The organism is Ruegeria sp. AB5 (assembly GCF_056542645.1).
In genome coordinates, this window is record NZ_JBQGAE010000001.1 from 722696 (window position 1) to 737838 (window position 15143).

The 15143-nt window shown below is 56.7% G+C and carries 11 protein-coding genes; 4 read left to right on the forward strand and 7 right to left on the reverse strand.

Going from position 1 to position 15143, the window contains the following annotated elements:
* Window positions 1-13 precede the first annotated feature (13 nt).
* From typA to ACR0L4_RS03695, 3 genes are all read left to right on the forward strand, one after another.
* A complete protein-coding gene (typA, locus tag ACR0L4_RS03685) occupies window positions 14-1831 on the forward strand; it encodes a translational GTPase TypA (RefSeq protein WP_170748932.1) in 1818 nt (605 codons plus the stop codon).
* Window position 1832: 1 nt separating this feature from the next.
* Entirely contained in the window at window positions 1833-2054 is a 222-nt protein-coding gene (locus ACR0L4_RS03690; protein WP_170748933.1) for a hypothetical protein, read from the forward strand.
* A gap of 77 nt (window positions 2055-2131) precedes the next feature.
* On the forward strand, window positions 2132-2725 hold the full coding sequence (locus ACR0L4_RS03695) for a hypothetical protein (RefSeq protein ID WP_480510655.1): 594 nt from the start codon (window positions 2132-2134) through the stop codon (window positions 2723-2725).
* Between the two features lie 1203 nt (window positions 2726-3928).
* Here ACR0L4_RS03695 and ACR0L4_RS03700 read toward each other — a convergent pair.
* From ACR0L4_RS03700 to recA, 4 genes are all read right to left on the reverse strand, one after another.
* A complete protein-coding gene (locus ACR0L4_RS03700; RefSeq protein WP_170748935.1) occupies window positions 3929-4552 on the reverse strand; it encodes a transglutaminase-like cysteine peptidase in 624 nt (207 codons plus the stop codon).
* Window positions 4553-4893: 341 nt separating this feature from the next.
* Complete coding sequence (locus tag ACR0L4_RS03705) at window positions 4894-5181, reverse strand: DUF1330 domain-containing protein (protein WP_480510658.1); 288 nt, start codon at window positions 5179-5181, stop codon at window positions 4894-4896.
* Window positions 5182-5185: 4 nt separating this feature from the next.
* Complete coding sequence (gene alaS, locus ACR0L4_RS03710; RefSeq protein WP_480510660.1) at window positions 5186-7858, reverse strand: alanine--tRNA ligase; 2673 nt, start codon at window positions 7856-7858, stop codon at window positions 5186-5188.
* Between the two features lie 259 nt (window positions 7859-8117).
* Entirely contained in the window at window positions 8118-9185 is a 1068-nt protein-coding gene (gene recA, locus ACR0L4_RS03715) for a recombinase RecA (RefSeq protein WP_480510662.1), read from the reverse strand.
* A gap of 192 nt (window positions 9186-9377) precedes the next feature.
* On the opposite strand from recA, the gene ACR0L4_RS03720 reads away from it, so the two are divergent.
* Window positions 9378-9971 carry a sulfotransferase family 2 domain-containing protein gene (locus ACR0L4_RS03720; RefSeq protein WP_480510664.1) on the forward strand — a complete coding sequence of 198 codons (594 nt, stop codon included), beginning with the start codon at window positions 9378-9380 and terminating at the stop codon, window positions 9969-9971.
* A gap of 2 nt (window positions 9972-9973) precedes the next feature.
* Here ACR0L4_RS03720 and ACR0L4_RS03725 read toward each other — a convergent pair whose 3' ends face one another.
* The 3 genes from ACR0L4_RS03725 to guaB form a co-directional block, all read right to left on the reverse strand.
* Complete coding sequence (locus ACR0L4_RS03725) at window positions 9974-12265, reverse strand: ATP-binding protein (RefSeq protein WP_480510666.1); 2292 nt, start codon at window positions 12263-12265, stop codon at window positions 9974-9976.
* 111 nt (window positions 12266-12376) lie between these two features.
* On the reverse strand, window positions 12377-13534 hold the full coding sequence (locus ACR0L4_RS03730) for an RsmB/NOP family class I SAM-dependent RNA methyltransferase (RefSeq protein WP_480510668.1): 1158 nt from the start codon (window positions 13532-13534) through the stop codon (window positions 12377-12379).
* Between the two features lie 76 nt (window positions 13535-13610).
* The gene (guaB, locus tag ACR0L4_RS03735; protein ID WP_170749258.1) at window positions 13611-15059 is read right to left on the reverse strand and encodes an IMP dehydrogenase; all 1449 of its coding nucleotides are present in this window, start codon (window positions 15057-15059) and stop codon (window positions 13611-13613) included.
* Window positions 15060-15143 lie beyond the last annotated feature (84 nt).

Consider the following 15143-nt stretch of genomic DNA (forward strand, 5'->3'; position numbering starts at 1 on the left):
GGCTGACCCTCTCATGGACCTGCGCAATATCGCAATCATCGCTCACGTGGACCACGGCAAAACGACCCTGGTGGATGAGCTGCTCAAACAATCCGGCGCGTTCCGGGAAAACCAGGCTGTAGCCGAGCGTGCCATGGACAGCAATGACCTGGAACGCGAGCGTGGGATCACCATTCTGGCCAAGGCAACTTCGGTCGAGTGGAAGGGGACGCGCATCAATATCGTCGACACCCCCGGACACGCCGATTTCGGCGGTGAGGTCGAGCGGATCCTCAGCATGGTGGACGGCGTTGTCCTGCTGGTCGATGCCGCCGAAGGCCCGATGCCACAGACCAAGTTCGTGACCTCCAAGGCGCTGGCTTTGGGCCTTCGTCCGATTGTGGTTCTGAACAAGGTGGACAAGCCCGACGCAGAGCCCGACCGCGCCCTGGACGAATGCTTCGACCTGTTCGCCAACCTCGGCGCTGATGATGATCAGTTGGATTTTCCCGCAATGTATGCCTCGGGCCGTTCGGGATGGGCAGATATGGAGCTGGACGGGCCTCGCAAGGACCTGGCCGCACTGTTCGACCTCGTCGTTGATCATGTCCCTGCCCCGCGGCAGGCCGAGCACAAGGATGAGCCGTTCCGTATGCTGGCCACCACATTGGGCAGCGATCCCTTCATTGGCCGCATCCTGACCGGTCGTGTTGAAAGCGGCACGCTGAAGGCCGGCGATAGTCTGAAAGCACTGAGTCGGGATGGCACGTTGATCGAGAATTTCCGTGCCTCGAAAATCCTGGCCTTCCGTGGTCTGGCCCAACAGCCCATCGACGTCGCCGAAGCTGGCGATATCGTCACCATCGCCGGGATGAGCAAAGCCACCGTTGCTGATTCTCTGGTGGCCCCACAGGTCGAAGAAGCCCTGCCCGCCCAGCCGATTGACCCCCCGACCATTACCGTGACATTCGGCATCAACGATTCCCCTCTGGCGGGTCGGGACGGCAAAAAGGTGCAATCCCGTGTCATCCGGGACCGGTTGATGAAAGAAGCCGAATCAAACGTGGCGATCCGCATCACTGACACCCCAGGCGGTGAAGCGTTCGAGGTTGCGGGCCGAGGCGAACTCCAGATGGGTGTTCTGATCGAGAACATGCGCCGCGAAGGGTTCGAACTCAGCATCTCGCGCCCGCAGGTGTTGTTCCGTGAGGAAGACGGTCAGCGTCTGGAGCCTGTCGAGGAAGTCACCATCGACGTCGACGACGAATACTCAGGTGCTGTTATCGAAAAGGTTACCGGTGCTCGTAAAGGCGAGTTGGTCGAGATGCGCCCCGCCGGAACGGGAAAGACCCGGATTATTGCCCATGTCCCGTCGCGCGGCCTGATCGGCTATCACGGAGAATTCCTGACCGACACGCGCGGGACAGGTGTTCTGAACCGCGTATTCCATGGCTGGGCCCCTCACAAAGGTCCGATCCCCGGTCGGCGCGCCGGTGTTCTGATCTCGATGGAAAACGGTCAGGCGGTTGCCTATGCCCTGTGGAACCTCGAAGAACGCGGCCGCATGTTTGTGGGTCCCCAGACTGATGTTTATCAGGGTATGGTGATCGGTGAACATTCACGCGACAACGATCTGGAAGTGAACCCGCTGAAAGGTAAAAAACTGACAAACGTGCGTGCCAGCGGCTCGGACGACGCGGTGCGCCTGACACCGCATGTACAGTTCTCGTTGGAAGAGGCGATCGCCTATATTGACGACGATGAATTGGTCGAAGTTACACCCAACGCCATTCGACTGCGCAAACGCTTCCTTGACCCGCACGAGCGCAAACGTATGGCAAAAGCCGGGTAGATTGGCTGAACCTGAATTCCCCAAACTGGAAACAATGCCGATCGTGTGGCATATTTTCCTCAAACTGAAAATTATCGCAGACACGCAGGGTCGGCCAAGTGCCGGCCCTTCCCTTTGTTTTATTGCGGTTTTTTGGTTTTTCTACATTCTTGCGATGTTAGACATCACGACCGACTTGTTGCAATTCCGGCGGCACAAAGGTGTATTTGTGGCCAAAGTGTGACGTCGTTCATACACACATGGTCATGTGATGTGAAAAAGTCCGACGCAGATAGTTAACGAGTACCGAGGAGTTTAGACATGGGTATCCAATCCCACAAATTAACCGCAATCGCTTTGGCTGCAACTTTGCAGCTAGTTGGTGCAGCTTCTGCGAATGCGGCAGTCTGCACCTCTTCGACAGCACGCCAAGCGTCAAGCAACCCGGAAGTCCTTTGCGATTGTGATGCTGTAACGTCAGGGATGATACGCTACATTCAACGTCGGGCTGACTTTGGCAACTTCCTAGCAAGAACAGGTGCAGAATGCCCCCAATTGGCCGCTTTGCTTTCTGATTTTCCCACGGCGTCCATAGGAGTACCCGACCAAAGATCCGGCGACGGTGACGCAAACGACAACCCAGGCCCAGATCGCCCCAATGGGAATCCCGGCGACCCTGATCCACAAGATGACCCCGATCCTACCGACGATCCTGATCCAAAAGACAAGGACAAGAAGGACAAGGACAAGAAGGACAAGGGCAAGAAGGACAAGGACAAGAAGGACAAGGGTAAGAAAGACAAGGGTAAGAAAGACAAGGGTAAGAAAGACAAGGGTAAGAAAGACAAGGGAGATAAAGGGTGCGGCTGCGGCAGTAAGGGGAAAAAGGGTTCCGGAGGAAAGAAGAGTAAGTAATCCGCGAAGCACGAATTTTCTAAGTGCTCAAAAGCGACCGCGACTGAATAGGTTTTTTTCTGACCAAGTCCTTGGCTAGCGCCAACAGAAAACAACTTATGGGTGCTCCAACGAACTAGCCGCTAGCGGCAAGTGTTGAAAACACCTGCTGCGACATGCAGCCATATAGAACAAGCATTGAACCACACCTTGAGTCAATCAAGGTGTGGCTTTTTGATTTTTTGAGGATGGTCGTATCGAGTCTTCAAAAGTCTGATAGACTCTGCCAGTCAAAAATTTCTTTACAAGAACTTGCATACACCGAATGGTACTCGCCGAACCCATTTGGGGTGCTAGTACATACTAAGCACCGAAGCAACCAAACTGGGTTCACATGATCATATTTCGGATCCTGTCCTTAACAGGCGGCTGAATGATTGGCGGCGCATCGCAACGCGGTAGGATAGAGGCCAGAAGACACTCTTCACTGCAATCGCTTTGAATGCAAAAGTCATTTTTGGCTCTGAGCCCCGAACCAATGACAATAAAGTCGTAGCAGGATGCTACCCCTGAGGATCGTTTGGTTGCGGTATGGAAAGGTCTCAAGAAGAAACTTGAGAACATCTATGCCGTTCCTCGGTCCGCGTTCTCAACCAACTGCGCCACGGCGAACTTGCTGGTTCGATCGATGGCAATAGCGAGAAAAAGCTAACCCTCCTCGGTTCTGACCTCAGCAATATCGTTTTGGAAGAAACTGATTGTGTAGCACTCGCACTTTTTGTCGTTTTAGTATGTCACCGTAAACCTCCGGCTTTCGAGACATCCCATGTCGCTATATGCAATGATGCAAAAAGAACGTATCAGATGCGGGATCGTTGGCCGCAAAGCGTAAATGCAATCATCCAGTGGTAGGAGCTCGAGCCGCCTGAAAGCAATGATCACGGCCTCCCCTTTTTCACTATGAACGGTTAAACGACGCTTTTTAGGCTCGGTTTTCTGATCCTCAACAGTCTACCGGTTTAGTCACTCTGCACACGTCTTGGGCTTAACGATAAGCTCTCGGCTCAGTTAAGCGATCGATTTATCGCTCCTCGGATAGCGTGCGTCGTCTTGGCGCTGCCCTGACGAACTTGTCCTACAGCGCTTGATTCTATTCCCTCGAAAGGATCGACAACCAAACCCCCAGACCATACAACTTGGTAATAAATCTACGGCGACTTACTTTCAGCTTTGCCCATAAATGCCGACCCACCGACGGGGTTGGCTTGGATCCTGCATCCGAAGGAAAAGATAACGTGTCGTCTTCCAAGGTTTGATCCGATTGGTCAAGTTGTCCAACACAAGGTCGCCTTGGGCCGAACGATAGATCAACACTGCATGCGCATTCCTGCGTGTATCCAGAACAGTTGCAATGAGCAGCTTGTTTGGATCTATTCCGGCTTTGATCAGGTCTCTTTTCTTCAATAGCGCGAAATCTTCGCAATCTCCGCCCCGTGAAGTCGGCAGGGCCCAATGCTCACGCGTACGATATTGGGATTGATCCGTGACCTCCTGCGTAGACGTATTCACTCTGCGGTTTACCTGCTGGACAATCTTCATTTCCTGCTGGCTGGACATGCTCGCTGACCTTTGACTTGAACAGGCCCAACTGTATTGCCGGCACAATTGCTGAGCGCCGGACGGCGGCGGTGAGGCCGATACAGTAGTTAGGAACGCGCCTTCCGTTGCATATGCTTCCGGCGTGGTCAGAAACGAACAGGCGACCAGTAGGCAATATCCCACAAACCGCCGAGAGTTGGTGGTGACGGAACGGAATCGTGCCTCGAGTCTGTCTTTCACATGTGTCATGCCCGTACCTCAATCCCTGTCTATACCGCGATTCCGGTCAAACAGTGTGTTAGGAGGTTTTCCAAACTTAACCGCAGGCGGCTCTGCTGACGCAATCACAGTTGAGTTTGAGGGGAAAAAAGGCGGAATTTCGTCACATTGTGAGGCGATTTCGCGCAAGAAATGCGGTCAGGTTGCCACAATTTCAGCGTGTATCACAGTAGATTCGGAGGGTAACCCATTGAATTAATAGCCATACAATCATGAAGCGACCCCAATTCCATGCGAGGGATCGCAAGATTTTCAATGGGCTGACTTTTGCTGAGTGGTCCGGTCTGGAAACTCTCGGGTCGGATCGATTCTCACTCGGTAATCTCTACCACCACCAATTCACGCTCACTGGCGCCGCGGGCGTGGTTCAGTGCTGCTTGGTACTCGTCGGAATTGTAGCACTCGACCGCGGCTTCGACTGATGGAAACCGCGCGACAACATTGCGGGGGCGGTCTTTACCCTCAAGCTGAACGTAGCGCGCCGCGCGGGCGATAAACTCACCGCCATGCTTGGCAAGGGCTGGTCCCGCAAGCTCGGCGTATTTTCCGTACGCCTCGGCGTCCGTTACCGACACATGTGCTATCCAAAGTGCTGCCATCGTCTTATCCTCCCAATACCTGTTCGGCGGCCTTGATGGCAGCGTCGGCGTTGCTGGCATCCTTGCCGCCGCCCTGCGCCATATCGGGGCGACCACCGCCGCCCTTGCCCCCCAATTCGACAACGGCTGCCTTGACCAGATCCACCGCAGAAATCTTGTGGGTCAAATCCTCGGTAACGCCGGCTGCAACCGCAGCCTTGCCGCCGGTATCGGCGATCAGCAAAACAGCACCCGTTTCAAGCCGTGCCTTGTGTTCGTCAATCAAAGCGGGCAGATCCTTGCCAGACACCCCGCTGAGAGCCTGCGCCAGAAATTTTACACCATTGATGTCGCGCGCCTCAGAGCCGTTGCCCTGCCCCGCACCACCCGCCATGGCCAGATCGCGCCGGAGTTGGGCAACCTCATTTTGCAGTGCTTTGCGCTCATCCAGCAGAGATTTGACCCGGTCAAACACGTCATCCGGCTGCGCCTTCAGCTCCGATGCAACCAGTGCCAAACGCTGATCTTGCGCAGAAAGATAGCGGAACGCCTCGTCCCCGGTCAGGGCCTCGATCCGGCGCACACCCGCACTGCTGGCGCTGTCGCCCAAGACAACAAAGGTGCCGATGTCACCGGTCTGACGCACATGCGTTCCGCCACACAGTTCGATTGACCAGGTTTCACCATCCTGACCCTTGCCGGTCGGGGCTTTGCCCATCGAGACCACCCGCACCTCGTCGCCGTATTTCTCGCCAAACAGGGCCTGTGCTCCCAGCCCGCGGGCGTCGTCCGGGGTCATGACCCGTGTTTCAACGGTCGAGTTCTGGCGAATAAAGTCGTTTACCTCGCGCTCGACCTTTTGGATTTCTTCCAAACTCAACGCCTTGGAGTGGCTGAAATCAAACCGCAGCCGATCCGAGGCATTGAGCGAACCACGCTGCGCCACGTGATCGCCCAGTGTTTCGCGCAGGGCTTCGTGAAGAAGATGCGTCGCCGAGTGGTTGGCACGGATGGACGTACGACGGTCGTGGTCGACCTCCAACTCGACAGCGTCGCCCCTGGACAGAACCCCATGATCCACGGTCACTTTATGCGCATAGACCTTGCCGTCGGCAAATTTCTTGGTGTCTTCGACGCGTGAGACATCTTCGCGTTCTTCCAGACGGCGAATTTCACCGGTGTCACCAACCTGACCCCCGGCTTCGCCATAGAACGGGGTCTGATTGACAACGACCCAACCGCTGCCGCCTTGTTCGATCTTGTCGACCAAAGCGCCGTCAACAACCAAAGCGGCAACCTGACCTTCGGCCTTTTCGGTGTCATAGCCCAGAAAGTCCGTTGCGCCCGCGTTGTCCACAACGTCAAACCACACGGCCTGATCCGCTGCTTCGCCCGATCCCGCCCATGCCGCCCGGGCTTTGGCCTTTTGCTCGGCCATCGCGGCGTCAAACCCATCTGTGTTGACGGTCCGGCCCTTTTCGCGCAATGCATCCTGGGTCAGATCAAGCGGGAAGCCGTAGGTATCATATAGTTTGAACGCCGCATCCCCCGGCAATGCAGCACCTTCGGGCAAGTCAGCGACTTCGTCATCCAGCAGCTTGAGACCCCGGTCAAGGGTTTGCTTGAACCGGGTTTCTTCCAGCAGCAAAGTTTCCTCGATCAGTGGCTGCGCCTGACCAAGTTCCGCGTACTGTGCCCCCATCAACTGCACCAGGCTTGGCACCAGTCGGTGCATAACCGGGTCTTTCGCGCCCAGCAAATGAGCGTGACGCATGGCGCGCCGCATAATGCGACGGAGAACATAGCCGCGCCCGTCGTTGCTGGGCATCACGCCGTCCGCAATCAGGAACGAGGTCGAGCGCAGATGATCCGCGATGACACGATGGTGTACGTTCTGGTCGCCATACGGGTCAACGCCCGTCGCGTCCGCCGATGCTTCGATCAGCGTCTTGAACAGATCGGTGTCATAGTTGTCATGGCTACCCTGAAGCAACGCGCCAATCCGCTCCAGCCCCATGCCGGTGTCGATCGACTGCATGTCGAGTTCCACCATCGAGCCGTCCTCGAACTGCTCGTTCTGCATGAAGACGATGTTCCAGATTTCGATGAACCGGTCGCCATCTTCCTCGGGTGATCCCGGAGGGCCACCCCAGATGTGATCGCCGTGATCATAGAATATCTCAGTGCAGGGACCACAGGGACCGGTCGGGCCCATCTGCCAGAAGTTGTCATTGGTCGCGATGCGAATGATCCGGTCTTCGGGAACGCCGACCTTTTTCCAGATCTCGAAGGCTTCGTCATCAGTGTGGTAAACCGTTGTCAGCAAGCGGGTCTTGTCGATACCGAATTCCTTGGTGATCAACTCCCAGGCAAAGGGGATCGCTTCGGGTTTGAAGTAGTCGCCGAAGGAAAAATTTCCCAGCATTTCAAAGAATGTATGATGGCGCGCAGTGTAGCCGACGTTGTCGAGATCGTTGTGTTTACCGCCTGCCCGCACACATTTCTGAGACGTGGTCGCGCGTTGATAGTCTCGGGTTTCGACGCCGGTGAACAGGTTCTTGAACTGCACCATCCCCGAATTCACAAACATCAGTGTCGGGTCATTGCGCGGCACCAGAGGGCTGGACGGCACCACTTCGTGCCCCTGCTTGGCAAAGTAGTTCAGAAAGGTCGAGCGGATATCGTTCAGCGTGGGCATAAGGCTCTCTCAGCGCGCAATCATTCAGTGTTGAAACGGGTTTATCGCCGTCCTCAAGGATAGTCCACAGGATAGACCGATGCTCGGCAGGTTAGACCTTTTGTCTCAAGGACAATCTGGTACTTGAAAGAAAAACTGAGACACAGGCGGCACCGGCCACCCCAAACGAAACAAGGCAGCCCCGATGGACCGCCCTGTTCCGGATATTCTCAGCACCATCCGGGTGCCGGGGGATTTCCGCTGTTCCCGTCAGCGTGCCCTAGGCTTCAAGGATATCGTCATCCTCGGCCGCGCCAAGGGGCATATCGAATTCCAACCCATGGGCGGCGCGTATCTTGTCTTCGATCTCCAGGGCAATGCGGGAATTGTCGCGCAGGTATTGCTTGGCATTCTCACGCCCCTGCCCGATCCGTTCGTCGCCATAGCTGAACCACGAGCCCGATTTTTCGACCACGCCCGCCTTCACACCCAGATCCAGCAGCTCACCCATTTTCGAGATACCTTCGCCATACATGATGTCGAATTCAACCTGCTTGAACGGCGGCGCCACCTTGTTCTTTACAACTTTCACACGGGTCTGGTTGCCCACAACCTCGTCCCGGTCCTTGATCGCACCAATGCGGCGGATATCCAGTCGAACTGAGCTGTAGAATTTCAACGCGTTGCCACCCGTGGTGGTTTCCGGGCTGCCAAACATCACGCCGATCTTCATCCGAATCTGGTTGATGAAAATCACCATGCAGTTCGAGCGGCTGATCGATCCCGTCAGCTTGCGCATCGCCTGGCTCATCAGGCGGGCCTGTACACCGACACTGCTGTCGCCCATATCGCCTTCCAATTCGGATTTCGGCGTCAGTGCAGCAACCGAGTCGACCACGACCATGTTCACAGCCCCAGACCGGACCAGTGTATCCGTAATCTCAAGCGCCTGTTCCCCTGTATCGGGCTGCGAAATCAGCAACTCATCCAGATCCACACCCAGCTTGCGGGCATATTGAGGGTCGAGCGCATGTTCTGCGTCGACAAACGCGCACACGCCACCGCGCTTTTGTTGTTCGGCAATACAATGCAGTGTCAGCGTCGTCTTGCCAGAGCTTTCCGGACCATAAATCTCGACAATCCGGCCCATCGGCAAACCGCCGATCCCCAGTGCAATATCCAGACCCAGCGAACCGGTTGAACTGGCTTCGATATCCTGCTTGGCGTCTTCGCCCAGTTTCATGATCGAGCCTTTGCCGAACTGCCGTTCGATCTGGGCCAGCGCGCTATCAAGCGCCTTTTGCTTGTCCGCGTTTTTCTTGTCGCTCATCGTCAGAAGATCCGCCATTGTCCTGTCGCCTTCCCTTTTGTCACACCCTTTGCCGGGCGGCAATCGCTGCTTTGTTCGCCTCTTGTTCCTTATGGGACCAAAAAGAGAACATTTCAACTAAAACTTACAGAACCTACTGTTCGGCAATTGTGTTAAAGAGTCGTTTACGCCAATCTGTCATCCAGGCAGAAACTGCATCAGGACGAATAAATGCTTGTTTTCTATAAAGAACGCCTTGCGTTTTTGTCCGTGCCAAAGACCGGCAGCACTGCTTACCATGCGGCACTTCGCGACCGCGCCGATCTGGTGATCACGCATCCACCCGAACTGAAACACGCGCCGGTGCGCCGATATGACCGGTTCATTCAGAACATGTACCGGAAAATGTACAACACCGAGATGGAAATCATGGCGGTTGTTCGCGAACCTATCGACTGGCTGGGCAGCTGGTATCGATTTCGAAGCCGGGAAGATCGTAACGGTCACGCCCACTCGACCCGCAATCTCAGCTTCGACGCCTTTGTGCGCGCCTATATGCAGAGCCCACGACCCGAATTTGCTGATGTTGGCAGTCAAAGCCAGTTCTTTCGTCCCCGCAACAACGGTGTCAGTGCCAGCTATGTCTTCAAATACGAGCACCAGGACAAAATTGTGAGTTTCCTGCAGGACAGATTGGATTTCGAGATCAGGTTAGAACGCGAAAACGTGTCCGCACCCGCAGACCTGACGCTTTCAACCGAAACAGAACGCAAGTTCCGCAAGCACCACGCGGCTGAATTTGCCGTCCACGACGCTGCACAATAGTGTCAGTTCAGTTGTTCAAACACTGCCTCTGTCAGTTGGGTCAGTGAAAACGGTTTGGGCAGGAACGTGGAATTTGGGAGCTGCGGACCCGACTCGTCAAACGCACCTTCGGTATAGCCGGAGACAAACACCACATGTACATCGGGCCGGGTCTGCATCGCCTTGCGCACCCAGGTCGGGCCGTCCATTCCGGGCATAACGACATCTGTAACGAACACATCGACATTCAGGTCCGGGTCTTCCAAAATCAACAGCGCGTCCTCGGCGGATTCAGCCTCAAGAACGGTGTAGCCTTTCAAGCGCAAGGCGCGGGTGGCGAATGCGCGCACCGGGGCTTCGTCTTCGACCAAGAGAACGACACCTTCGCCCTGACGCGCGGTTTTTGTATCCGGAACGTCCTCGCCCTGAGGTTTGATGGTTTCGCTTGTTTCGCAAACCGGCAAGAATACGGTAAAATCAGTGCCCCGTCCGACAACGCTGTCCACAAAAATGAAACCGCCCGTCTGCTTTACGATGCCATAGACGGTTGAAAGGCCCAAACCGGTGCCTTCTCCGGTGCGTTTGGTAGTATAGAACGGTTCAAACACCTTTTGCAGCTTGTCTGCCGGGATGCCCATTCCGCTGTCGATGACTTTGACGGTCACATAATCGCCCGGCTGAACCGTCGCCCGATCACGGCACAGGGGCTCTGTCAGGGTCAGCACCTCGGTTTCGATGCGAATTTCGCCGCCTTCGGGCATGGCGTCCCGGGCATTGACCACAAGGTTCATCAAGACCTGTTCCAACTGGCGTTTGTCCGCACGCACGGGTTTGAGCACCGGATCATGGCTCAGCGTCAGCAGTACCTTTTCGCCCACCAGACGGTTCAACAGGTGGATCAGATCCGAGATTGTATCCCGCAGGTCCAGAACCTCGGGCTGCAGGGTTTGCTTACGCGAAAACGCCAGCAACTGACTGACCAGCGCGGCCGCGCGATTGGCATTCTGGTTGATCTGGACCAGATCGCCATAGTTCGGATCGCTTTGATCATGTCGCAACAGAAGCAGGTCGCAATGTCCTGAGATCGCAGTCAGAAGATTATTGAAATCATGCGCCACCCCTCCGGCCAGTTGGCCAACCGCTTGCATCTTTTGGCCCTGAACAAACTGTGCCTCAAGGGTCTTTAGCTCGGTCGCATCGTTCAGAACCGCAATCAGGCTGACCTGACCATCGATCTGAACGCGATCCAGAGTGACCTGAACAAACAGTTCTTTGTCTTTGCGCGACAAACGCAGAAATTCCGATCGGGGGGCATCCGCGCCGGATGCAGTTCGCTCCAGCCAATCAAGGACCGGATGGCTCAACCCTTGCATAATCTGGGCGATATTGGTGTCATTTTGCTGAATGTCCCCCAACAGAGATCGGGCCATTCCGTTTGCTTCAAGGATCGTACCCTCGGGCGACATGCGCAGGACAGGCACCGGCAAATCCGCGAAGGAAGACCCATCATGCGGCTCCGAGGTTTCGGCGAGAGGAAGCAAAAGCAGGTGATTGACGGTGCCCGAGGACGGGACCGTGGTTGCCGCGACCCGAACCGGACCGTCACGAGACGCCACCGTACACACCTGACCATCACGCGGTAGCCCGTGCGGAAACACCTGCTCCAACGAGACCACACCGTGATCCAGTAGCCCTGCTGCGGCCGGGTTCAGGTGCAGAACGGTACCGCCGCGCCCTGTGGTCAAGACCGGTATATCAAGCCGATCCAATTGCCCGTGTTCACCCAGATTAAATCGCCAGCAAAACAGGTGGCCCCCCAGTTTGGAGACTGAAATCGGTACTGTGCCTCCGCGGGTGACGATATCTTCGTTCACTTGACCCTGCGCACTGGCCATTGATTGCAGACGGAAAAGAATGCTCGACGGGTTGGCAAAAACAGCGCGAAGCGCCGTGGTCAGACCACCGCCCGGCTGCGCGTTCAGTTGCGCCCTTGCGTGGCCGTTGGCCACCAAAACAGATCCCCGCGCGTCGGCGATGACGCTGGCGCAGCGATCCTGTTCCAAAACAGTGCCGACAGCCGCCATTGTCCGCCGCGCCGCGGTGTCAGCAAGAATCCCTTTGGCCAATACCAACAGTGTCACCAACAGGACCGAGCCTGCCACAACAAGGAGACCGCCGCTCCAGCCTTGTGGCAAAACGCCTGTAAACGGTACAGCGCCCAAAAGAAGCATAAGGCCGATCAAAGACAGGAAGCGAAAAGCCGACGGGGTTCTTCGAATGGAAGGGTCTGGGAAGTGCTCTGCAATGTCGGACATAAAGTTCCCGGGCAATCTCGATCGAGCAAATAACGACGCAGAATGGTTAATGCCCGCTTAACGACGTGCCGGGCGCAGTTCAACTACCTATGGTTGCTACGCGCACGGAGACTATTGCGTCAAGTGCGCCGTGAAAAACCCGTCGACCCCGTCGGTTACAAGCCAATTCTGTTGCAAAATGACACTCCAGTCCGGGTGATCCGCTACAAACTGCTCTACAACCTTTCCGTTCTCATCCGCCAGCATCGAACAGGTCGCATATGCCAGGCAACCCCCAGACCGGACCAGGGCCGCAACATCCCTTAGGATCGAAAATTGCAAGGCGATCAATTCCGCCAAACGCGTTTCGGTCAGCGCCCATTTCCCAGCCGGGGCCCGCCGCCAGGACCCGCTTCCAGAACAGGGCGCATCAGCCAGCACAATGTCAAAGGGGGCCTGGTCGACAATCTGCTCGGAATTGAGGAGCGCAATGTCAACACCCGCACGCGCCGCGCGGTTTGGGATATCTCTCATGCGCTTTGGGTTTACATCATGTGCGAAGACCTCGACACCCGGATGGGCAGCAAGGGCCAGGGCCTTACCGCCGCCGCCTGCACAATAGTCCAGCACCCGAATACCGGGCCGCAGGGGCAGAGCAGCCACGACCGCTTGACTGGCTGCGTCCTGAAGTTCGACCAGACCATCCAGATAGGCGCGACTCTGCGCCACTTTGCGGGCGCCTTCGACTACATTGAGAGCGGTTTTGCAGGCCGGATGCTGTTTCACCTGAATGTCATCTTCAGCCAGCACCCGAACGGCGCCCGGAACATCTGTCTTGTGCAGATTGACCCGCAAGTGAACCGGCGCGCGCATTTGCAGCGCTTTGGCCGCCACAATCGCCTCATCACCCAATGACGCCACGAAGCGCGGCCAGAGCCAATCCGGAATATCAAATTGCTCGGCTTGCGAGATAAAATCTCGCCCCGTATCAGATGTGTCTACAGGGTCCGGGGCATGGCGGTCTCCGGTGAACAGAGGCGTCACATCGATACCATCCGCGCGCATGGCCCCTATCATCAGACCCCTGCCCGTTTGACTGCCACCCAGGGCGGCAAAGGACCGTTTGCAGCGCAATGCAGCAAAGACGTGATCCCGTACCGCTGCTCGGTCCTTGGAACCAGCAAACCGACTACGCCTTGCCCACCCTGTCAGGGCCTTTTCAACCGGCGCACCAGACAAAATCTCGTCAAGGATCTCTATCGAGGACTGAACACGGGCTGCTGGGGTCATGACAGGGTCCTACGAGTTGCGGTGAAATGCAAAACGGCGCCCGAGTTGAAGGCGCCGTCGTAGATGGGTCATTGGGTTACATCACCCGGTAGTTCGGGCTTTCGCGGGTGATCTGTACGTCATGCACATGACTTTCCTTCAGACCCGCACCAGTGATTTTGACAAAGTTGCAGTTCTTGCGCATCTCTTCGACAGTTGCGCAACCGGTATAGCCCATCGCAGCCCTCAGGCCGCCAACCAACTGGTGAACAACCGCACTGGCCGAGCCTTTGTATGGCACCTGCCCTTCGATCCCTTCAGGCACCAGCTTGTCATTGGCGGCATCCTTCTGGAAATAGCGATCTGCCGAACCACGCGCCATCGCCCCCAGACTGCCCATGCCACGATAGGATTTGAACGAACGGCCCTGATACAGGATCACCTCGCCCGGGCTTTCATCCGTGCCCGCGATCATCGAGCCTACCATGGCACAGGACGCGCCCGCCGCGATCGCCTTGGCAAAATCGCCCGAGAACTTGATCCCACCGTCGGCAATCACCGGCACATCGCCCGCAGCCGAGGCGCAATCCATGATGGCGGTCAACTGAGGCACCCCGACCCCGGCCACCATCCGCGTCGTGCAGATCGAGCCCGGCCCGATGCCGACCTTGATCGCATCTGCCCCCGCATCGATCAGCGCCTTGGTCGCATCTGCGGTGGCGACGTTGCCCGCTATGATCTGAACTTCATTCGACAGTGTCTTGGCGCGTTTCACCGCCTCCAAGACGCCTTGCGAATGCCCATGCGCCGTATCGACGACAATGATGTCCACACCCGAATCAACCAATTGTTCCGAACGATCAAAACCGGCATCCCCGACCGAAGTCGCCGCCGCAACCCGCAAACGGCCAAGCCGGTCCTTGCACGCCGTGGGGTTCAGCACGGCCTGTTCCGTGTCTTTCAGGGTCAGCAGACCCGTCAGCTTGCCCGCGCCATCGACCACCAGCAGCTTTTCGATCCGGCGCGCGCGCATCAGGCTCTTGGCCTCTTCCAGATCTGCCGGCTCTTGCAGCATCGCCAGATTTTCCGACGTCATCATCGCCTTGATCGGCGTGTCGTCCGAGGTCGCAAAGCGCATATCGCGGTTGGTCACGATCCCCATGACACGGCCCTGATCATCGACAACCGGGAAGCCGGTGAAATTGTAACGTTGCACCAGAGCCTGCGCATCTGCCAACGTCTGATCTGCCCGCAATGTGACGGGGTTGTACACAATGCCCGATTCGAACCGTTTGACCCGGCGCACTTCCCGGGCCTGTTCCTCGACCGAGAGGTTCTTGTGGATCACTCCGATGCCGCCGGCCTGAGCCATCGCGATGGCCATGCGCGCTTCGGTCACCGTATCCATGGCCGAACTGAGCAGAGGGATGTTCATGCTGATCTGACGCGTCACGCGCGTGGTCGTGTCAGCCGTCGCAGGCAGCACCGTCGATGCCCCCGGCACCAAAAGAACGTCATCAAAGGTAAGCGCCTCACGAATCTGCATCATCAAACCCCATGCAAAAGCCCGTTTGGCGGTGACCCTATTGCATGGATCAACCCCAAGGAAAAGCCCCCGCGCCCAAGTTGT

Bases quoted from the DNA above. Each gene is read 5' to 3' on its own strand.
- ACR0L4_RS03730 (WP_480510668.1), bottom strand. From the start codon at position 13,534: ATGACCCCAGCAGCCCGTGTTCAGTCCTCGATAGAGATCCTTGACGAG.
- ACR0L4_RS03720 (WP_480510664.1), top strand. From the start codon at position 9,378: ATGCTTGTTTTCTATAAAGAACGCCTTGCGTTTTTGTCCGTGCCAAAG.
- ACR0L4_RS03705 (WP_480510658.1), bottom strand. From the start codon at position 5,181: ATGGCAGCACTTTGGATAGCACATGTGTCGGTAACGGACGCCGAGGCG.
- recA (WP_480510662.1), bottom strand. From the start codon at position 9,185: ATGGCGGATCTTCTGACGATGAGCGACAAGAAAAACGCGGACAAGCAA.
- ACR0L4_RS03725 (WP_480510666.1), bottom strand. From the start codon at position 12,265: ATGTCCGACATTGCAGAGCACTTCCCAGACCCTTCCATTCGAAGAACC.
- ACR0L4_RS03700 (WP_170748935.1), bottom strand. From the start codon at position 4,552: ATGACACATGTGAAAGACAGACTCGAGGCACGATTCCGTTCCGTCACC.
- guaB (WP_170749258.1), bottom strand. From the start codon at position 15,059: ATGCAGATTCGTGAGGCGCTTACCTTTGATGACGTTCTTTTGGTGCCG.
- alaS (WP_480510660.1), bottom strand. From the start codon at position 7,858: ATGCCCACGCTGAACGATATCCGCTCGACCTTTCTGAACTACTTTGCC.
- ACR0L4_RS03695 (WP_480510655.1), top strand. From the start codon at position 2,132: ATGGGTATCCAATCCCACAAATTAACCGCAATCGCTTTGGCTGCAACT.
- typA (WP_170748932.1), top strand. From the start codon at position 14: ATGGACCTGCGCAATATCGCAATCATCGCTCACGTGGACCACGGCAAA.